Below are 20,185 nucleotides of genomic sequence, written 5' to 3' on the forward strand. Positions count from 1 at the left end.
TGTCTCCTCGGAGTTGTCGGCCGGCTGACCCGTCGCTGTCCTCGCCGAAGGCCGGAGCCTCGCCGAAGCCCGAGCGACTCGCCAGGGGCCGGAACGATCAGCGCGCGGCGGCGTCGATGGCACCGCTGATCTGGGGTTTTGTCTCCCTAATCTGGCCGTACCTTCTCCCGGGGCGAGCGGCGGCGGCAACCGTACGCTCGTATCCCAGGACACCGGTTCCGCCAGGTGGCCCCGATCTCCGGCCGGTTGAGTCGCGACTCAGCGCGCTGAGCTGCCAGAACGCTCGAATCTCATCGAGGCCGTTGGATGGTGTGAGTATCGTCAATCGACAGGAAAGGGCTTTCCTCTGGACTTCCCGGTGACCCGATGCTTGACGTACCGACGGCAGGTGTCGCCGGTTTGGGTCCTTCACAAACCGGCAATGGCGCGGTTACATTGTTGGCTATCCATGGGAGCGCTCCCGGGGCTCCGATGGACCGAGCTCCAACCCCCTCGCCCCGGCACCACCGCAGCACGGTTTTCCCAGCCCAGCACCCGCGTCGTGCACCGCGCAGGGAGAGGGGCGGATGCGCCCACATCCGCCCCTCGTGTCCTCCGCTACGCGTCGCCGCGCGCGGCTCCACGGACAGGAGCAATTCTAGTGCGCGACCGCATCGCCCCGGCCCGGCCGAACGGGCAACGTCCCCGGCCCGGTCCCCGACCCAAGCCAGGCGCCCGGCAACGCCTCGACGGTCGGCAGCGACCAGACGGCCGGCAGCGGCCCGACCGCGGCCAGCGGCCGGGCCGCTGGTACCTCCGGGCGGTGGCCGCCGGCGCCACGGCGCTGGCCGCCGCCGCCGCGCTGGTGCTGGCCGGGGCCGCCCCGGCCGCCGCCATCCAGCCCGACGGCACGACGAGCGGGGCCGGACCGGCGCTGGCCGCCGCCCCGGCCTTCAACTACGCCGAGGCACTCCAGAAGTCGCTCTTCTTCTACGAGGCACAGCAGTCCGGCCCGCTGCCCGAGTGGAACCGGGTCTCCTGGCGCGGCGACTCGGCGCTGACCGACGGCTCCGGCGTCGGACTGGACCTCACCGGCGGCTGGTACGACGCCGGTGACCACGTCAAGTTCGGCTTCCCGATGGCGTTCAGCACCACCATGCTGGCCTGGGGCGCCGTCGAGTACCGCAGCGGCTACCAGGCCGCCGGCCAACTCCCGCACCTGCTCAACAACCTGCGCTTCGTGAACGACTACTTCATCCGGGCGCACCCGTCGGCGAATGTCCTCTACGGACAGATCGGCAAGGGCGACGACGACCACAAGTGGTGGGGACCGGCCGAGGTGATGCCGATGGCGCGGCCGGCGTACAAGATCGATGCCAGTTGTGGCGGCTCGGACCTGGCCGGCGAGACGGCGGCGGCGATGGCCGCCTCCTCGATGGTGTTCCGACCCACCGACCCGGCCTACGCGGACCGGCTGGTCACGCACGCCCGCCAGCTCTACACCTTCGCCGACACCGTGCGCCGGGCCTACCACGAGTGCATCACCGACGCCACGAGCTTCTACCGGTCGTGGAGCGGATACCAGGACGAACTCGTCTGGGGCGCGATCTGGCTCTACCGGGCCACCGGGGACGCCAGCTACCTGACCAAGGCGGAGACCGAGTACGACCGGCTCGGCACCGAGCAGCAGTCCAGCACCCGGATGTACAAGTGGACGGTGGCCTGGGACAACAAGCAGTTCGGCGCGTACGTGCTGCTGGCCAACCTGACCGGCAAGCAGAAGTACGTGGACGACGCCAACCGCTGGCTCGACTACTGGACCGTCGGGGTGAACGGCGAGAAGGTGCGTACCTCACCGGGCGGGATGGCGGTGCTCGACACCTGGGGCGCGCTGCGGTACGCCGCCAACACCGCGTTCGCGGCCCTCGTCTATAGCGACAAGACCACCGACGCGACCCGGAAGGCCCGCTACCACGACTTCGCGGTCCGGCAGATCGACTACGCCCTCGGCGACAACCCGCGCAACTCCAGCTACATGATCGGCTTCGGGGCCAACCCGCCGCGCAACCCGCACCACCGCACCGCGCACGGCTCCTGGTGGGACAGCATGCAGGTGCCGGAGGCGACCCGGCACACCCTCTACGGTGCCCTGGTCGGCGGCCCGTCCTCGCCCAACGACGCCTACACCGACAGCCGGAGCGACTACGTGATGAACGAGGTCGCCACCGACTACAACGCCGGACTCACCTCCGCGCTGGCCCGGCTCGTCTCCGAGTACGGCGGCACGCCGCTGGCCGGCTTCCCGCCGACCGAGCGGCCGGACATCGACGAGATCACCGTGGAGACCACCGTGATGCAGGCCGAGCCGAGGGCCACCGGGATCAAGGCGATCGTCTACAACAAGTCCGCCTTCCCGGCCCGGGCGCTCACCGACTCCTCGTTCCGGTACTACTTCCGGCCCGAGGGAAGCAGCGCGATCCAGGTGACGAGTGGCTACACCCAGGGCTGCCCGGCACCGACCGCCGCCCGGCAACTCTCCGGCGACATCTGGTACGTCGAGGTCGACTGTTCCGGTCACACGATCGCCCCGGCCGGCCAGTCGGCGCACCGGATGGAGGTGCAGTTCAAGATCGGCGTACCCGAGGGGGGCACCTGGGATCCGAGCAACGACCCGTCGTACCAGGCCACCGCCGGGCCGAACCCGAAGGTGGCGCTCTACGAGGGCGGCTCGCTGATCTGGGGCGCCGAACCGGCACCGTCCACACCGGACACCACCGCGCCGAGCACCCCGGGCACCCCGACCGCCAGCGCGGTGACCGCCACCGGCGCCACCCTGAGCTGGGCCGCCTCGACCGACAACGTCGGGGTCGCCGGCTACGACGTCTACCGGGAGAACGGCGCCACCGACGTCCTGCTCGGCTCGGCGGCCACCCCGACCTTCGCGGTGACCGGGCTGGTCGCCGAGACGGCGTACCAGTTCTACGTGGTGGCCAGGGATGCCGCCGGCAACCGCTCGACGGCCTCCGCGCCGGTCTCGGTGACCACCAGTCCGGCCGGGACCGGCGACACCACCCCACCGGGTACGCCCGGCACCCCGACCGCCTCGGCGGTGACGGCGACCGGCGCCACCCTGAGCTGGACCGCCCCGACCGACGACGTGGGCGTCACCGGCTACCGGGTCTACCGGGAGGCCGGCGCCACAGATGCCCTGCTCGGCTCGCCGACCACGCCCACGTTCGCGGTCAGCGGGCTGACGGCCGGCAGCACGTACCAGTTCTACGTGGTCGCCGTCGACGCGGCCGGCAACGTCTCGGCGCCGTCACCGCCGGTCTCGGTGACCACCCCGAGCGCACCGGCCGGCGGCTGCCGGATCGGCTGGACCGGCAACGACTGGAACACCGGGTTCAGCGGCACCGTCACGATCACCAACACCGGGACGGCCACTGTGAACGGCTGGACGCTCGCCTTCGCCCTCACCGCCGGGCAACGGATCACCCAGGCCTGGTCAGCGACGGTGACCCAGTCCGGTACGGCGGTCACCGCCACCAACCTCGGCTACAACGGCACGCTCGCACCGGGCGCCTCGACCAGTTTCGGATTCAACGGCACACACACCGGCAGCAACCCCCGGCCAACGTCGTTCACGCTCAACGGCGTGGCCTGCGCGACCGGCTGATCCGTCCCACGGCCGGTCCCCGCCGGGGCCGTCGGGCGGTAACCAGCAGGCTGCCCGACGGCCCCGGTCCGGCGGACGACCGCCCCGGTCCGGTTGCACGGCTGTCCGGTTCGTGGATGCGGTGGCTCGGTCCGGGGCACTGCTGTCCCGGTCCGTGGGTGCGGCTGGCTCGGCCCGGTGGGCGGCTATCCGTGCAGCGGTTCGGCGGCCTTGGCGGTCGCCTCGTCGAGCCAGTCGAGATACCACCGGGCGAAGCCGATCCGCTCGCCCTGCGGCCCGGCCAGCGGACTGAAGCCGCCGTCGTCGGCAGTGTCGTCGGCCCACATCCAGCCGCGCTCCGGGCCGCTGACCACGAGCATGTGCCGGTACGCGCAGCCGAGGTGGCACAGGTAGACGGCGCCGACGGTGTGCTTCGGGTCGTACGCCACCCGGTCGTGGTGCTCCCAGTAGGCGTCCTCGGCCGCGTTGAACTCCTCGACGCTGTCGAAGTCCTCCTCGTCCGGTGGCTCCGGCAGGTCGGCGGCCGGGTTGACCGCAGCGGTGTGCGGAAACGGCTCGGTGAGAGTGTCGATCTCGGTGAGGTTGCCGCCGTCACCCTCCCAGTGCCAGCGGCCGTCCACCCGGCGCAGCGGGAACAGCCCGTAGAACGGGCCGGCACCGCCCCGGCTCACCTCCAGCAGGAAACCGCGGTAGTCGTCCGGCAGCCGTACGCCGAGCTGTTCCTCGACCTCCGCCAACTCGGCGGGCCGCAGGGGCGGTTCGAGCAGCCAGTGGTGGCCGTTGGCGCCGAAGACTTTGGCCTCGGGCGTGGCGGAGAGTGCGGCCACCCGGTCGCGTACCCCGGACCAGTCGATGTTCGTCACGGCCCGGACCCTACCGGGGCGGTCGGACGGGATCCGTACCCGCTGCCGCCCCGGACGGCGACGGCCCGGAGCCGGTCAGAGTCCGCGCTCGGCGGCGAGTCGGTCCACCGCCTCCTTGGCCTCCCGCAACCCCTCGCCGGTCGCCTCCCGGTACGCCTTGACAGCGGCGATCCTCTGCCCCCGTTCGAGGTGCGCCACCACCTCCGGCAGCGCCGGCTCGGGCAGGGTGAGGCCGAGGTGTGCCACGACCAGGTCGAGTTTGGCCTCGACCCGGCGGAGTCGGGCGGCGGTCTCCCGCTGGCGCCGCCCCGCCGACGACAGCTCCGTCATCAGCAGCACGAGGAGCGGGACAGCGACGAGGAGAACCAACCAGGAATCCATGGCAGGTCATTCAAGCAGGTGGCCTCGGATGCGTGCGCGCGGTGCTGTCTCGGCTCCGGGCGGCCCCGCCGCCGGTGCCCGGTGAGGGGAACCGGCGGCGGGGACTCGTCGGACCGGTCAGCGGGTACGCAGGCCGTACCCGTACGGGAAGAGCGGGCGGTAGTTCCGGTCGCCGATGTTGATCGGCACCTGCGCCTCGCTGCGCGGCCAGCTCACCGAGAGCTTGCCGGTGAACGGGCGCCTGCCGAAGAGCACGTCGGCGACCCCGGCCCCCTCGCTGCCGGGCAACCAGGAGGCGACGAGCGCGTCCATCTGACCGAGCTGGTCGGTGACCACCTGCGGCCGGCCCGAGACGATGAGCACCACGCAGGTGTCGATCGCCCCGCAGACCTTGTCGACGACCGCCTTGTCACCGGGCTGGAGGGAGAGCGACTTCTCCTCCTGCTGCGGCGTGGTGCACCAGCCGCACTCCGGCCCGCCGACGTCACCGAAACCCTCGGTGTACGGCGTCTCGCCGACCACCACGACGGCGACGTCCGAACCGGCGGTCGGGGCGGAGCCGTCCGCGCTGTAGGTGACCTTCGCGCGCGGCGCCACCTCGCGGATCCCCTCCAGGATGGTGGTGCCCGGGATGATGTCACCGGAGGCGCCCTGCCAGGTGATGGTCCAGCCACCGGCCTGGTTGCCGATGTCGTCGGCATTCCGCCCGGCGACGTAGATCTTGGCGTCCTTACGCAGCGGCAGCGCCCGGTTGCTGTTCTTCAACAGCACCTGCGACTCGGCCACCGCCTGTCGGGCCAGTGCCCGGTGCTCGCGGCTGCCGACCTCGTCGACGTCGTCGCTGGAGGCGTACGGGCGCTCGAAGAGGCCGATCTCGAACTTGGCGCGCAGGATGCGGCGTACCGCGTCGTCGATCCGGGCCTGGCTGACCCGGCCGGCCCGTACCTCGGCGAGCAGCAGGTCGATGAACTGCTTGGCGTTGTTCGGCACCATGAACATGTCGATGCCGGCGTTGACCGAGGTCCGCACCTTGTACGCGGTCAGCCCGGCCACTGTCGGCTCGTCCGGGTCGGGGATCTGGTGGATGCCCTCCCAGTCCGAGACGACGAAGCCCTTGAACCGCTGCGCCCCCTTGAGCACGTCGGTGAGCAGCTCCTTGTGCGCGTGCATCTTGACCGGGTTGCCGACGCCGTCCTCGATCCAGTCCACGCTGGAGAAGGAGGGCATCACGCTGTCCACGTCGTACCGGCGCAGCGCCGTCCAGAACGGTGCCAGGTTGGTACGGGCGAAGTCGGCCCGGGTGGTGACGGTGACGCCCTGGTCGATGACGTACCGCTGGGAGCCGGGCGGGAGGCTCTCGTTGGCGTCGGCGGCGGCCTGGTCGTACTCGGTGTCGCCGTCTCCGGCGTAGTGCTTGATGGTGGCGAGTACGCCTGCGTCGCGCAGCCCGTCGACGTAACTGCTCATCTCACCGACCAGCTTCGGTTCCTCGCTGAACGCCTCGTACGCCCGGCCCCAGCGCTCGTCCCGGGAGACACAGAGGCAGGGGGCGAAGTTCCACGGGATGCCGGTGGCCTTCACCTCCTCGCCGGTCGCCTTGCCGATCTGCCGGACGAGTTCCGGGTTGCGGGTCGCGCCGAGGCCGATGTTGTGCGGGAAGACGGTGGCGCCGTAGACGTTGGAGTGTCCGTGCACCGCGTCGACGCCGTAGATGATCGGGATGCCCAGCCGGGTGCTCAGCGCCTGCCGCTGGAAGTTGTTGATCATCGACACCCAGGCTTCCGGGGTGTTCGGGGTGGGGACGGAACCGCCGCCGGAGAGCAGCGAACCGAGCCCCCACTGGGCGACGAGCGTCGGGTCGGCGTCCACCGCCAACCGCTCGGCCTGGGCCATCTGGCCGACCTTCTCTTCCAGGGTCATCCGGCGGAGCAGGTCGGCGACCCGTCGGTCGATCGGCAGCCTGGGGTTGCGGTAGTCGGGCTTGCCGCCGTGCCCGGCCGAGGATCCGGTGGCGGTGGTCTCCGGCGCCGCCGCCGCACCGCCAGCGGGGAGCAGGGAGACGACCAGTAGCCCGGTGAGCAGGGTTATCAGTGGTGTTCGGGATCGCCAGTGTGGACGCATGTCGTGCCTCCAGAACGAAGTCGGGGTGCGCGCCACGCCCGATCCTTCCGGTGAACATAAGGCGGCGTCAATATCAAATTGTAAAGGTTCCTTCCTGAGAGCGCTCTTTCCGGGAGTGTTCGTCCGCCTTAGTGGTGATTTAGTGGGGTGAAACGGCAACTGATCGGTAGCCGTGACGGTGACCCGCGTTCTCCGGTGCGGGGATTCCCGAGGTGCACGGTCTCGGCACGGTGGACCGGGCTACCCCGGCCGGGCCGGCCGGGGACTGAGTGATCGGCCGCCGGCCGTCGCAGCCAGTTGATGGACGGTTGACAGAACGTCGGCGCTCTATCAAGATCTACTTTGTGCGAAGCGCCTTTCTGACCAAGCGGGGTCACATCGACCTCCTGCGCGTCGCCAGCGCCGCCTGTCGACCGTCCCTCTGACGCCGGGCTCCAGTCCGTTCCCGCCATGCCGGCGGCGTTTCCCGACCCGTAGGTCTCCGGCCCTGCGTGGCGCGTCCGTCTGTGCGGCAACCCCGCTATTCCGATAGGAGAAGTCTCCTTCATGCTCAGACGTTCGCATCCCCGACCCGCCGCCGCGGCGCTCGCCGCCGCGCTGCTCGGCACACTGGTCTGGACCGGCCCGGCGGCCGCCTCCGCGCTGCCGGACGTACCGGCCCGGCCCGGCAACCTCTCCGACATCAAGGGCTACCCCCGGCAGAACGTGCTGCCGGTCTGGCCGGACAACCCGAACGACGCGTCGATCCCGATCGGCGTCACGCCGTACGACGAGATCGCGCCGAAGCTGAACGCGTTGCAGAAGGCCAGCGACCGGGTCTCCGCCCGGGTGGCCGGGAAGTCCTCCGGCGGGCACGACCTCTACGCGGTCACCGTCACCGCGCCGGAGAGCCGCGCCGAGGCACGCCAGCAGGAGGAGTGGAAGCGCCTCATCGAGGAGGAGCCGGTCCGGGCCCGCACCGACCGCCGGCTGCTCCGCGACTACAAGACCCCGCTCTTCGTCAACGCCAACATCCACGGCAACGAGTGGGAGGGCACCGACGCCGCGCTGCGGGTGATCGAGGAGTACGCGACCAGCACCGACCCGGCGGTCGTCACGCTGCTTCGGCGCAACCGGCTGGTCTTCAACATCACCTCCAACCCGGACGGTCGGATCGCCGGCACCCGGCAGAACGCCGCCGGCTACGACCTCAACCGCGACCTGACCATCGTGGCGCAGCCGGAGACCAACCTGATCCGCGAGCTGATCGTCGACACCAAGCCGATCATCACGCTCGACCTGCACGGGTACGTCAACCCGACGCTGCTGCACCCGAGCACCCCGCCGCACAACGTCAACAACGAGTACGACCTCTACATCAAGCACGGGCTGCCGAACGCGCTGGCGATCGAGGAGGACCTGCGTGCCCTCGGTCACCCGGAGACGCAGCGTGCCCGGATCCCGTTCCGGGACGACGAGCCCGGTGTCTGGGACGACTTCCCGCCGATCTACGTACCGTCGTTCGCGATGTTGCAGAGCAGCATCCCGTACACCATCGAGGCGCCGCTCAACCCGCGCGGCAATCTCACCCCGGAGGAGCGGGTACGCCGCTCCGGGATCAACACCGACGTGCACGAGGTGGCGATCAAGACCTCGCTGCGGTACATCCAGGAACATCGCGACCAGGTTATCCACGACCAGGCCGAGGTCTACCGGCGCGGCTGGGCCGGTGAGCCGCTGCGCGACATTCCGGACGGGTACGTGCCGGGCTGGGGTCCGGAGGACGACTACCGCACCACCTTCCCCCGGGCGTACGTGATCCCGACCGGTCCCGGCCAGCACTCCGAGCCCGCCGCGGCCCGCCTGGTCGACCTGCTGGTCGGCAGCGGCGGCCGGGTCTGGCAGGCCAGGCAGGACTTCCGGGTGGACGGGAAGTCCTACCTGGCCGGCTCCTACGTGATCGACATGCACCAGCCCAAGCGCGGACTGGTCAACTCGCTGCTCGAACCCGGAATCGACCTGACCGGACGGGTGGACGACCTCTACGCCGGCCCGGCCGCCTGGAGCCAGGGGCTGACCTGGGGCGCCACCGTCGACACCCTGTGGAAGCGGCTCCCCGACGTACGCCTCGTGCGGACCTACGACGGCACCGCCGACGGCGACCTGCCGGCCGGCAACGGCGACCTGCGACTGGACATCCAGGACGGTGCCGACCTGCTCGCGGTCAATTCCCTGCTCGACAGCGGCGTCAAGGTCTACCGGCTGGCCGACGGTTCGGTGGTGGTCCCCGGCACCCCGGTCAACCGCAGGCTGGCCCGGGCCGAGGTCCGCGAACACGCCGTCACCTTCACCCGCGCTCCGGCCCGCTGGCAGGGCACCCTGCTGGACGAGGTGGTCGTCGGCTACCTCGGCACCGTCGAGGAGCGGGACACCCTGCTCGACACCGGCTTCGAGGCCCGCGCGCTCACCGCGACCACGCTGGCCACGACGCTGACCGCCGACGTCGACGTGCTGCTGGTGGCGAGCACCGTCAGCCTGGCGACCCTGACCCCGGAGAACCGGGCCGCGCTGGACGCGTTCCTGGCCCGGGGCGGCGGGGTGGTCGGGCTGGGTACCGCCGGGGCGGGCTTCGGCAACGCCACCGGACTGCTGGGCGTCACCGCCACCGCCGGGGCGAGCCTGGCCAGCGGGGTGGCGAACATCGTCAACCGGGGCGGGCCGGTGACGGCGGGTGCGATCCCGCACGCGTTCATCAGCCAGCCGGTCTGGTTCACCGAGCTGGGTGCCGGGGTCACTGTGGAGCAGTCGTACGCCGCCGACCCGCTGCTCGCCGGCTGGTGGGCGCCGAACGCGGCCGGCACCAACGGGCAGGCCGCGGCGGCCGGGCAGGCCAGCATCGTCCGGGCGGTGAGCCCCGCCGGCAACGGCGTGGTGCTCTTCGGTACGGACCCGACGTTCCGGCTGCACCCCAAGGGCCTGCACTCGCAGTTGGGCCGGGCCCTGCTCTGGGCCGCCCAGCGCTGACCCGCGCCGGCCCGTTCGTCTCCGGTCCGGGGCCGGTCGGCACCGGCGGGTCTGCCCCGCAGCTTCGCAGACCCGCCGGCCCCGGCCGGCTCCGGTGCACAGTGGCCGGCACCGGGAACGTCGCACCCGGCACCGGAAACGTCGCACCCCGGCGCCGGGGACGTCGTACCCTCGGCAGTCAAGCGGACCGGAGCGCCGGTGGGGTGGAAGCCGCGCCGCGATGGCACGAAATCAGGAAAGGGTGAGAATCCCGTGCGGAACAGACTGCGGCGGCTCTACGCCCACGACCGGCAGTTCACCTGGACGGCCCGGATCGGCGAGGTCCGGGCCGATCAGGGGCTGAGCCGGTGCATCCGGGTACGGGTCTGGGGCGCCGGCAAGAACAGCCAGGTGCTCCAGGTTGACCTTCTCTCCACGGCACCCCGCTCGGCCTGGGGCGACCCGGCGGTCGTCGATGGGGCGTACCCGGCGTCGGCGCACGTACGGGCGGTGATCGACCACGCCCTCGCGCACGGCTGGCGGCCGGACGAGATCGGCGGCACCTTCGTGCTGGCCGGTCCCGGGCACGCCGAGGCACTGTCGCTGCCCGGATTCGTCGTCACCGACCTACTGCTGCTCGCCCAGCGGACCTGACGCTCCCGCCGGGCGGCTCGCGGCCCGCCCGAAGGCCGACGGTGCGGCCGCTGACGCTACTCAGCGGATCGGCAGTGGCGTCGATTCGACCACCGCCGGTCGGGCGTTGTCGATCAGCCCGGATTCGCCGGCCGTGGCCACGGCCAGCCGGATCAGGGTCGTGCCGGCGCCGACCCGGGCCGGGTCCCGCCCGGCCGGGACCGGCGGTGTCACGAGCAGGTGCAGTCGGGGCGCCAGCAGCGCCGTGACGTACCCGGCGTCCCGAACTGCACCGGGGGCGGCTGCCGCGACGGGATGGCCGATCAGCCCGGCGGTCAGCCAGCCGGCCGACCGGTACTGGTCGAGTCGCCGGGTGAGCCAGTGCAGTTGCGCGTCCCCGACCATCCCGTGGTGGTCGGCCGGCCGATGGCTCAACGCCATTGTCGAATTGATTCCGGCGACCACCAGATTGAGGTCCGGCATCTCGAACACGCTCCACGGCTGATGCCGATCGAATGCCGGCCCGGCCACCCCGTCGTACAGTTCCGCGAAGAACCGGAAATAGTGCCGCCACTTGTCCCAGTACGGCGGCTGCGGCAGCACCTCGTCCGCCTCGCAACTGGCGAAGTACGCCCGGCAGGCCGCCAGGTTGACGTCTCTCGGGCCGGGTACCACCGCGATGCGGTGCGGGTCCAGGTCGAGGATGCCGCGCAGTCGGGTCAGGAAGGTCAACACCTCGTCGAACTCGCGGATGCCGCCGGCTGCGGTCAGGTCGCCGCTGATCAGCAGCGCGTCCGGCCGGGTCCCGCCGGTGGCGACCAGCCGGTCGAGGCCGACGCTTAGCGCTTCGAGCAGTTCCTTGGCCTGCTGGTGCGGGACGGGTTCCCCGGCGGGCTGACGGGCGAACCGGGGGCCGGGCAGGTGCAGCACCGTCACCTCGGCGTTCCTGGTCCGGGTGGCCGGCCGGTCCGGTGGGTAGTGCGGCGGATGGCGTACCCGCAGCCGGGGATGGTGCGCGGCGACCTGCGGCGGTGGTAGCCCGGTCGACGGGTCGGGCGTACCGGTCGGGGGCTTCGGGCGGGCGCCGGGAGTCGGCGGAAACCCCGGCCCGACCGAGGGTTTGGCCCGCCCGCGTACCGCCTCGCCGACCCGGCGCAGCAGCCGGTGCCGGGCGTCCCGCTCGTCGGCGGCGCCGACCAGGTCGACGTAGGTGATGGTGGCCAGCAGGCCGTCCGGGTCGAAGTCCTCGATCCGGACGGTGATCAGCCGCCGCTGCGGGTCGTCCGGCGAGCTCCGGAACGCCGCCTGCCATTCCAGCCGGCCGTAGCGGGAGTGGAGATAGTTGTTCGAAAGCACCGCGATGACGGCGGCGGACTCCCGGATCGCCCGGTCCATGAAGTCGATGAAGTTCGTTCCGGGCACGAAATCCCACGCCTGGAGGATCGTCCGGTAGCCCGCGAGTTCCAACTCCCACGCGATCCAGGTCGCCCACCGCTCGTCCGCCGGTGAATAACTGATCAGAAAGTGAGCCGCACCGGGGGGGCGTCCGAAGTGGGCGGTCATACGGCCAAGTCTGCCCGGCCGCCGGCCGTCAGGTGAACGCCATTCCGGATCGACGTCGATGTCTGCTGCGCGGATGGTGCACGGCCGCCGGCCGCATTGTGCCGGGGACCGGTTGTCGGTCGCCGGGAAGTGCCCGTTTCCCTGCCGGAGGCGGTCAGAGATCGTCCGCGGCCGGGCGCCGGGCGGTGGCGATCAGCGAGCCGCCGAGACTCGGGAAGAGCCGGGCCAGCAGCCGGGACTGGAGCCAGCGGCCCCGCCCGACGCAGACGCCGACGTAGTTCGACCTGATCGAGACGTCGACGAAGCCGGCGGTCCGCAGCATCCGGCGCAGCAACTGCGCGGTGAACGGGCGGATGTGCAGGTGCAGGTAGTGGTGCATCGGATCGATCTGCCGGGGGGAGCGGCCGAAGAGGAACCGGATCCGATCCTGCAGGGTCGCCAGGTTCGGGGTACTCAGCACCAGCGCGCCGCCGGGCCGGAGCACCCGGGCGATCTCGGCCAGCAACTGCCCCGGGTGGTACAGGTGCTCGATCAGCTCGGCGGCGACCACCCCGGCCGCCGAGCGGTCGGCCAGTGGCAGCGGCTGACTGACGTCCAGCCGGATCGGGTGGTGCCGGCCGTCCTTCAGCTCCGCCAGGGCCGACCAGGACAGGTCCGCCACCACTGTCGGCCGACGCAGCTCGGGCAGCCCGTCGAAGACGCTCTGCGCGCCGCAGCCCAGTTCCAGCAGGATGCCGACCCCGGAGGTCCCGGCCGGGCCGCCATACGCGTCGACGGCCCCGGCCGGGCCGCCCCCGCCACCTCCGCGACCGGCTCCGTGCGCGTCGACGGCCCCGGCCGCGTCGAGCTGGTGGACGGCGTCGATCAGCGCCTCGCCGACGAGCTGGCGGCGTACCGCGTGGTAGGGGTCGTCGAGGTAGTCCCGGGTCGACCGGCCGTCGCCGTAGCAGCGGCTGTTCGCCTCCCGCGCGGCGGCGGGACCACCGCCGGTCATGGTCGGCCGGAGGACACCAGCCGGTCCGCCACCGCGTCCACCGCCAACCGGTCGAGCGCGGTCCGGGCCAGCGAGATCGTCTCGGTACGGCTGTGCAGCCGCCGGGTCAGTCGGTGCGCGGGTGTGTCCAGGCCGCCGAGGGTCAGGTCCGGCCGGTCCGGGTGGTGCCTGCCGAGTACGACGGTGGCGGCGGGTGCCCCACCGGCGACCGTCGACGCGTGGAACAGCCCGGCGGCCAACTCGTACGCGTTGCCGGCCGTCCAGTAGTCCGGTGCACCGGCCACGGCGTCCACGGTACGCGCCGTGGGGACCAGCCGGTCCCCGGTCGACGTGCTGCGGGTGTCGAACACCCGGTACGTGCTGCCGGGCGACACCGTCACGTGCTGGTTGCCGACGGCTCCGTAGAGGACGTGACTGAGCAGGTCCCAACTGTGGCAGTGGAACGGCGAGACGGAGAGCCGTACCGGCGTGCGGCGCTCGCCGAACAGGTGCACACAGATCCCGTACGCGCCGTCGCGCAGCACCGGCAGGCAGGCGAAGCCCAGCGGGTGGCGTACCGCGTACAGCGTCGACTCGCCGTCGGCGATCGGATCCAGCCAGATGGTCCGGACCAGCTCGGCGACCCGTTCGGGTGGCTCGGTCCGGATCGCCCGCTCCAGCGTCGCGTAGTTCATCGCAGTCACTTCCTCAAAAAATGCAAATATTGTTCATGTTCGATCGGGGCAGGGTGTCCCGGTATCGTTTCCGCAGGTCCGCCGGCGCTAGTCGTGCAGCGGCGCCCCGGCGGGCACCCGCCCCACGTCGGCCAGGTACGGGTCGAGTTCACCGATGTCGAACCGGCACACCCCCGCCACGTGCCAGAAGTCGGCCGAGACCTCGCCCTCCGACTTGTGCCGCCCGTTCGGGGTGAACGCCGCCCAGCTCTGGTCCGGCAGGCCCAGCAGCGTGCAGCGGTGTGTGGCCGTACCGTCCGGCGCAAGCTGCCACAGCCGGACCGTACCGTCGGTGCTGCCGCTGGCCATCAGGTCGCCGTTCGGGCTGAACGACACCGACCAGATCCGCCGGGTGTGCCCGGTCAACTCCTGCACCCGCTGGCCGGTCTGCACGTCCCAGATGTCAACCACCTCCTTGTCCCCGGCGGTGGCGAGGAGCCGCCCGCCGGGATGGAAGGCCGTCGTCCACAGCTTGCCCCGTCCCGGCTGGAGCACCTGCAACCTGGTCTGCGCCTGCGGATCCCACAGCACCACGGTGCCGTCGACACTCGCCGAGGCGAGCATCCGCCCGTCGGGGCGGTACGCCAGGGAGAAGATGCGTCCACTGTGCGCCTGCGGCAGTACCCGCACCCGGTCGGTCGCCAGGTCGTGCAGGCGGACCAGTTCGTCGTCCGAGCCGCTGGCCAGGGTGCCGCCGTCCGGGGAGTACGCCAGCGCCCGTACCCGGCCCCGGAAACCGCGCAGCCAACCGACGGTGCGCCCGGTGGTGCGGATCAGCAGTTGCACCGAATCGTCGTCGTTGGCGGTCGCGATGTGCTCCCCGTCCGGGCTGAACACCATGGCCCAGACCGCCTCGCTGGCCATCTCCAGCTGCCGGCCCTCCACCCCGGTCACGGCGTCCCAGAGGTACACCCGCCCGTCGTTGCTTGCGGTGGCCAGCAGGTTCGGTTCGGCACCGAAGACCACTGAGGTGAGCCGGTCCATCCGGTTGGATGACAGCACCCGCCGGCACTCCCCGGTGACCGGGTCCCAGAGCCGGACCAGCCCGTCGTTGCTGCTGGTGGCGAGGAGCGTCCCGTCCTGGTTGAAGGCGACCGCCCGCATCTGCCGGCCGTGCCCGCGCAGCACGGCCGCGGATTCGCCGGTGCGGGTGCTCCACACCTTTGTGGTGAAGTCGTTGCTGCTGCTGACCAGCCGTTCACCGTCCGGGCGGAACGTGATCGGCCAGACCGAGGCGTAGTGCCGGTCCAACTCGTGGCGCACCTCGCAGGTCTCGTCGTCCCAGAGTTTCACCCAGCCGTCGCTGTCGCCGGTGGCGAACATCGTGCCGCGCCGACTGAACGAGACCCGGTAGACGGCTCCGGTGTGCCGGCCCAGTTCCCGGCCGACCGGCGGCCCGCCGTCCGGTGGCAGGTCCCAGCGCCGGACGGATCCGGAGACGTCGGCGCTGACGATGCGCCGGCCGGACGGGTGGAAGTCGAAGGTGTAGATCGCGGCCTGGTGCCCGGTCAGCCGGTGCAGCAGCCGGCCCGTCTTCGGATCCCACAGCCGCAGCATCCCGTCCTCGGCGCCACCGGCCAGGCAGGTGCCGGCCGGGTCGTGCCGCATCCAGTACGTCAGCTTCTCCTCGGATTCGACGCGCTTGTGCAGCTGGCCGGTACGCAGGTCCCAGAGCCGTACGACGGCCCCGTCGTCACCGGTGGCCAGCATCGAGCCGTCGGGGTTGAACGTCCCGGTCCAGACCGGTGCCCGGTGGCCGGGCAGTTCCCAGCGCAGCCGCCCGGTCCGGACGTCCCAGACCCGGACCACGCCGTCGGCGTCGCCGGTCGCCAACAGGTCGCCGGTGCTGTTGAACAGGAACGGCCACACCCACTCGCGGTGCGGGGCGAGCACGTGCCGGCATTCGCCGGTGGTCGCGTCCCAGAGACGTACCACACCGTCCTGGGCGCCGGTGGCCAGCAGCGGCTCGGTGGGGCTGAAGTTGACCCCGTAGGTGCGCCGCTCGTGCCCGGTCAACGTGCGCAACGGCCGGTTGTCCCGGGCGTCGCAGATCAGTACCGAGCCGTCCTCGCAGCCGATCGCCAGCAACGCGCCCTCGGCGTCGTACCCGACCGGACGCGGCAGCCGGCCCTCCTCGAAGCCGAAGAGTACGCCCAGCGCGGCGGGCCGGACCGCGGTGGTCAACTGGCTGCCGGGCAGTACCACCGCGCCCGCCTGGCGCAGCCGGTCGAGTGCGGCCGGTTCGGCCTTCGCGGAGACGACCGCCGCGCGCCGCCACCGGATGCCGGCCAGCGTCGTGCCGGTCAGGTCGGTGGTGAGGATCCGCGCGTCGGTCAGGTCGGCCCCGGTCAGGTCGGCGCCGGCGAGGTTGCTGCCCACGATCCGCGCACCGGCCAGGTTCGCGTCGGTCAGGTCGGCCCCGGACAGGTCGCTGTTCTCGATCGCCACCCCGGCCAGCCGGGCCCCGCGCAGGGTGGCACCGGTCAGCACCATCTCCGCCAGCCGGGCACCGGTCAGGTCGGCGTCGGTCAGGTCCGCCTCCGGCCACGACCGTTCGGTCAGGTGCAGCCCGCTGAGCAGCGCGGAGCGCAGGTTGAGCCCGGGTGACGCGCTGAACCGGGCGATGATCCGGCCGGCGTTGGTCCTGGCGGCCGGGGTGGCGTCGGCGTCGTTGAGCACGCTGTCCGCCCAGTCCCGGCAGAGCGACGGCTCGGCCAGGTCACACAGGAAGTCGATGGTGAGCTGGGAGAGCGGGTGTGCGTGCAGTCGGTCGCCGTGGGTGTGACCGGCGGCCAGGTCGTCGGCGAGGTGCCGGGCGACCAGCCACTCCGTGACGGAGTCGTGGATGAAGCTGAAGACCCCGTCGTCGGTGCGGATGAGCAGGCTGCCGGCGCCGATGGCGTGGGTGATCTGCTCCGCCGACAGGTGCCGGCCGGCGAGGTCGGTGAGCGTGCCGGCCAGGTCCTCGATCTCCTCGATCCGGATCAGCGCCTCGCCGCGCTCCCACAGTCGCAGCGCCAGCGCGGTCACCGCCTCGAACAGGTCGGTGGCGGCCAGGCCGACGGGTACCCCTCGGATGTCCTGGGTCCGGTCGCCCTCGTAACCGAGCCAGGCGCCGATGATCTCCTCGTAGAGCCGGGCCGGGCTGATCGTGCCGCTCGCCGCCGAGACCGCGCGCAGCCGGTCGGTCGGCAGGTCGGCGATGAAGCCGAGCATCCGGGGGTTGGTGGCCAGCGGCATCAACCCGGGGATGCTGGCCAGCAGTTCCAGTCGCCGCTCGACCTCCTCGACCTGCCCGCCGAACCGCTGGATCAGCAGGGTGCGGATCTGCTCGACGGAGAGGTGCGACAGGCTCAGGACGCGCCGCTGCGGAAGGCTGCCGATCTGCGCCTCCATCGCGGTGGCGACCTGGGAGTGCGCGGCGAAGTGCTGGGTCCGGCTGGCCACGATGATCTTCGCCTGGCCGTGGGCGGCGGTGAGCAGCGTACTCAGGTGGTCGGCGGCCCGGGCGTAGGTGGCCCGGGCCACCAGCTCGTCGAAGCCGTCGAAGATCAGCACGATCCGGCCGTGGTCCAGCATGTACCGGAAGGCCGGCAGGTCGATCTTGTCGTGCCCGTGGTTCGCCAGGTGTGCGGCGACGTGCCCCTCCAGCGTGTTCGCCTTGTCCGACGCCCGCAGGTCGATGAGGATCGGCAGTACGTGCGGCAGCTCGGTGCTGATCCGCCGGCTCAGCTCCCGCAGTGCGAAGGTCTTGCCGCGCCCGAAGTCGCCGAGCAGCAGGATGAACCGGCCCTCGTCGCCGCCGACCAGCTCCAGCAGTTCTCCGACCACGTCCTCGCGGGTCTCCTCGTCGGCGTCACCACGGCGCCCGTCGGAGTGGGTCTTGTCGACGAACCGCTGTGGGACGTACCCGTCGGGGGGGTAGCGGGGGTCGGCCAGCAGTGTCTCGGCCTGCGCCCGCAGGTAGCCGGTGAGGTCGAGCAGCCCCTGGAACTGGAGGAAGCTGCGCAGCCGTACCTTGCGGCGTCGGGCGTAGTCGCGCAGTGCCCTGGCCGGCTCCGTCCCCTGGTAGACGAGTTCCGACTCGACGTCGGGGTCGGCGCCGTGCACCTGCTCCAGGAAGGTGTCCACGTCGTGTTCGGTGACGGCACGAACGCAGGCGCCGATCCGCAGTTGCCGGGCGCGTCCGGCGTCCGCGTAGGTGACCCGCAGGTACGGGAAGGGTCCCCTGATCCGGTGCACCACCGCGCCGGGGTGCCGGGCGAGGCAGACGTCGGCGATCCGGTCCAGCAGCAGGCGCCGGGAGTCGAGTTCCTCCCAGTCCGAGTCGGCCCGTGCCCAGCCGTCCCCGAGCCGGGCCACGACCCGGTGCGCCGACGAGACCGGGAAGGTGTTGTCGGCGGCGTGCCAGGTCACCGCCACCGGCTCCGACCAGCGGGCCGGCTCGGTGTCACCCTGGTCGGCCAGCCAGCGGCCCTCTTCGCGGTCGAAGCGGCGGCCGAGCCGGACCAGACCGTCCTCGGTCAGCCGCAGCAACTGGTAGCGGCCGGCCGCCTCCGGCCCGGGCGCCGCGCCGAGCCCGAAGGTACGCAGTCCGGACCGCAACCGGCCGCCGGCCGCCGCCTTCTCGTCGCCGTTACCGTGCAGCAGCAGGTTCAGTCGTTGGCCGAGATGCTCGTCGAGCAGGTCGGCGTCGGCGAGCCGGTCGTGCCCGAGCGCGGCACGGCCGTGTGGATCGTGGTGCAGTACGCCGATCCGCAGCCAGCCCCGCTCCTCGTAGGTGGCCAGGGACTCCGCCAGGTGCTGCGCCTGCTCCGCGCCGATGCGCCCGGGCCCGGGCCCGGGGCCGCCGCCGGAGCCGGCAGGCTCGGCGTCGATCGTGGAGTTGAGGCCGGCGACCGCCACCCGGAGGTCGGGTAGCTCGAAGAGGCTCCACGGATGTTCCTTCTGCATCCGGACCACCTGGTGCCGGTCTTCCGGCCAGGCGTCGAAGAGGGTGGCGAAGTGCCGCCAGTTGTGCCAGTACGGCTTCACCGGCGGGACGTCGTCGGCCTCGCACTGCGCCAGGTAAGCCCGGGCTGCCGCCTCGTTGACGTCGTGCTCGCCCGGCACGATCGCGATCCGGCCGAAACCGACGCCGAGGTGGTCGACGAGTCCTTCCAGGAAGGACCTGACCATGTCGAACTCCCGGGGTCGGCCGGTGACGGCGAGGTCACCGCTGACCACGACCAGGTCGGGACGGGCTCCGGACAGCTCCCGGGTCAACAGGTCGAGATCGGCACACAGCGCCTGGAGGACCTGCTCGTGGAAGCCCGGCCGGGCCGGGGAGCCGAACGCCTGTCCGGGCGCGATCCGCAGCTGGGACAGGTGGAGCACGGTGATCGAGGTGTCGGCGGTGAGCTGGTCGAAGGTGACCCCGAGCGCCATGGCCAGCACGTGCAGTTCCTCGACGTCGATGCCCCGCAGACCTGCCTCGATCTTGGCTATCGTGCTCCGGGTCAGCGAGGGCATGCCCAACTCGGCACACTGCTCGGCGAGCCGTCGGGCGGACCATCGGCGCTCGTCGCGCAGCCGACGGATCCGGGCGGCGATGATCTTCGTCAGTTCCGGCCTGGTCATGCCACCGACACCTCCTCCGGACGAGTTCCTCCACTGTAACGGTCCCTTGCTCCATCAGGGAGCAACTATCTGGGTGGTTTTTACTAGCTCTCCCCGGACGGGTGACCGTAGGCTGTGGTAAGTGGCGAAAGGACACGCGAGGTGACCTACGCCGTTACGTTGTGCAACAGCGTTGCTCGTCGTAGCCTTAACGTGTTGCTCCCCCACAGAACAACCTCCGATCCCCCGGGAGGAGGCACAGTGAGCGCTCCGGCGACCAACAGCAACGATCGGGAACGGCGCGGCCGGAGCGCCGTCGGGCGTGGGCGGCCGAATCCGTACGACGGCAGGCCGCCGAAGAACGAACTCGAACTGCGGGACCACCACCTGCGCCGGGCGACCGAGGACGAGACGACCAACCGGCTCTACACCCGACTGCGCTGGCACCAGGCCGCGATAGCCGTCGTCTACACCGTCGCGGCCCTGCTGCCGGTCGTCGTGGTCATCGGGATGTCCAAATGGGCCGGCCTCTCCGCCGACCAGATCATGCAGCTCGCCCTGCTCGCCAGCGGCAGCGCCGGAGCCGGCGCGACGCTGGGCTGGCTGATCCGGCGGCGGGCCGGCGGCACACCCACCGACGGACGAGCACCCTGACCGAGCAGATCGGGCGGGGCCGACGCCG

At 71.6% G+C, this 20,185-nt stretch carries 12 protein-coding genes; 5 read left to right on the plus strand and 7 right to left on the minus strand.

Annotation, left to right across the window (positions count from 1 at the left end; genetic code table 11):
* Positions 1–802 precede the first annotated feature (802 nt).
* Complete coding sequence (locus CLT71_RS33225) at positions 803–3,655, plus strand: glycoside hydrolase family 9 protein (protein ID WP_486483746.1); 2,853 nt, start codon at positions 803–805, stop codon at positions 3,653–3,655.
* A gap of 185 nt (positions 3,656–3,840) precedes the next feature.
* On the opposite strand, the gene CLT71_RS33230 is transcribed toward CLT71_RS33225, so the two are convergent.
* From CLT71_RS33230 to CLT71_RS33240, 3 genes are all read right to left on the minus strand, one after another.
* Entirely contained in the window at positions 3,841–4,518 is a 678-nt protein-coding gene (locus tag CLT71_RS33230; protein WP_101370572.1) for an SMI1/KNR4 family protein, read from the minus strand.
* 75 nt (positions 4,519–4,593) lie between these two features.
* Entirely contained in the window at positions 4,594–4,899 is a 306-nt protein-coding gene (locus CLT71_RS33235; RefSeq protein WP_143743703.1) for a hypothetical protein, read from the minus strand.
* Between the two features lie 117 nt (positions 4,900–5,016).
* Positions 5,017–7,020 carry a glycoside hydrolase family 3 protein gene (locus CLT71_RS33240; protein WP_101370574.1) on the minus strand — a complete coding sequence of 668 codons (2,004 nt, stop codon included), beginning with the start codon at positions 7,018–7,020 and terminating at the stop codon, positions 5,017–5,019.
* A 344-nt stretch (positions 7,021–7,364) separates the two neighbouring features.
* On the opposite strand from CLT71_RS33240, the gene CLT71_RS38390 reads away from it, so the two are divergent.
* From CLT71_RS38390 to CLT71_RS33250, 3 genes are all read left to right on the plus strand, one after another.
* Positions 7,365–7,445 carry a putative leader peptide gene (locus tag CLT71_RS38390; RefSeq protein WP_369938690.1) on the plus strand — a complete coding sequence of 27 codons (81 nt, stop codon included), beginning with the start codon at positions 7,365–7,367 and terminating at the stop codon, positions 7,443–7,445.
* Positions 7,446–7,566: 121 nt separating this feature from the next.
* A complete protein-coding gene (locus tag CLT71_RS33245) occupies positions 7,567–10,023 on the plus strand; it encodes a M14 family zinc carboxypeptidase (protein ID WP_101370575.1) in 2,457 nt (818 codons plus the stop codon).
* 252 nt (positions 10,024–10,275) lie between these two features.
* On the plus strand, positions 10,276–10,656 hold the full coding sequence (locus tag CLT71_RS33250; RefSeq protein ID WP_101370576.1) for an integrase: 381 nt from the start codon (positions 10,276–10,278) through the stop codon (positions 10,654–10,656).
* A gap of 60 nt (positions 10,657–10,716) precedes the next feature.
* On the opposite strand, the gene CLT71_RS33255 is transcribed toward CLT71_RS33250, so the two are convergent.
* The 4 genes from CLT71_RS33255 to CLT71_RS33270 form a co-directional block, all read right to left on the minus strand.
* Entirely contained in the window at positions 10,717–12,198 is a 1,482-nt protein-coding gene (locus tag CLT71_RS33255; protein WP_101370577.1) for a TIR domain-containing protein, read from the minus strand.
* A 154-nt stretch (positions 12,199–12,352) separates the two neighbouring features.
* On the minus strand, positions 12,353–13,192 hold the full coding sequence (locus tag CLT71_RS33260) for a class I SAM-dependent methyltransferase (protein ID WP_101370578.1): 840 nt from the start codon (positions 13,190–13,192) through the stop codon (positions 12,353–12,355).
* The gene (locus CLT71_RS33265) at positions 13,189–13,866 is read right to left on the minus strand and encodes a hypothetical protein (RefSeq protein WP_143743704.1); all 678 of its coding nucleotides are present in this window, start codon (positions 13,864–13,866) and stop codon (positions 13,189–13,191) included. The genes CLT71_RS33260 and CLT71_RS33265 overlap by 4 nt, the downstream gene beginning before the upstream one ends.
* Positions 13,867–13,953: 87 nt before the next feature.
* Complete coding sequence (locus CLT71_RS33270; protein WP_101370580.1) at positions 13,954–19,524, minus strand: WD40 domain-containing protein; 5,571 nt, start codon at positions 19,522–19,524, stop codon at positions 13,954–13,956.
* A 240-nt stretch (positions 19,525–19,764) separates the two neighbouring features.
* Between CLT71_RS33270 and CLT71_RS33275 the strand changes: the two genes are divergently transcribed.
* A complete protein-coding gene (locus CLT71_RS33275) occupies positions 19,765–20,157 on the plus strand; it encodes a hypothetical protein (protein ID WP_101370581.1) in 393 nt (130 codons plus the stop codon).
* Positions 20,158–20,185: the final 28 nt, after the last annotated feature.

The sequence above is a fragment of the Plantactinospora sp. CNZ320 genome (genome assembly GCF_002846275.1).

What these genes read in the sequence shown, in the direction of transcription:
- CLT71_RS33235 (WP_143743703.1), bottom strand. Translation starts at nt 4,899, where the DNA reads ATGGATTCCTGGTTGGTTCTCCTCGTCGCTGTCCCGCTCCTCGTGCTG.
- CLT71_RS33240 (WP_101370574.1), bottom strand. Translation starts at nt 7,020, where the DNA reads ATGCGTCCACACTGGCGATCCCGAACACCACTGATAACCCTGCTCACC.
- CLT71_RS33245 (WP_101370575.1), top strand. Translation starts at nt 7,567, where the DNA reads ATGCTCAGACGTTCGCATCCCCGACCCGCCGCCGCGGCGCTCGCCGCC.
- CLT71_RS33255 (WP_101370577.1), bottom strand. Translation starts at nt 12,198, where the DNA reads ATGACCGCCCACTTCGGACGCCCCCCCGGTGCGGCTCACTTTCTGATC.
- CLT71_RS33260 (WP_101370578.1), bottom strand. Translation starts at nt 13,192, where the DNA reads ATGACCGGCGGTGGTCCCGCCGCCGCGCGGGAGGCGAACAGCCGCTGC.
- CLT71_RS33265 (WP_143743704.1), bottom strand. Translation starts at nt 13,866, where the DNA reads ATGAACTACGCGACGCTGGAGCGGGCGATCCGGACCGAGCCACCCGAA.
- CLT71_RS33270 (WP_101370580.1), bottom strand. Translation starts at nt 19,524, where the DNA reads ATGACCAGGCCGGAACTGACGAAGATCATCGCCGCCCGGATCCGTCGG.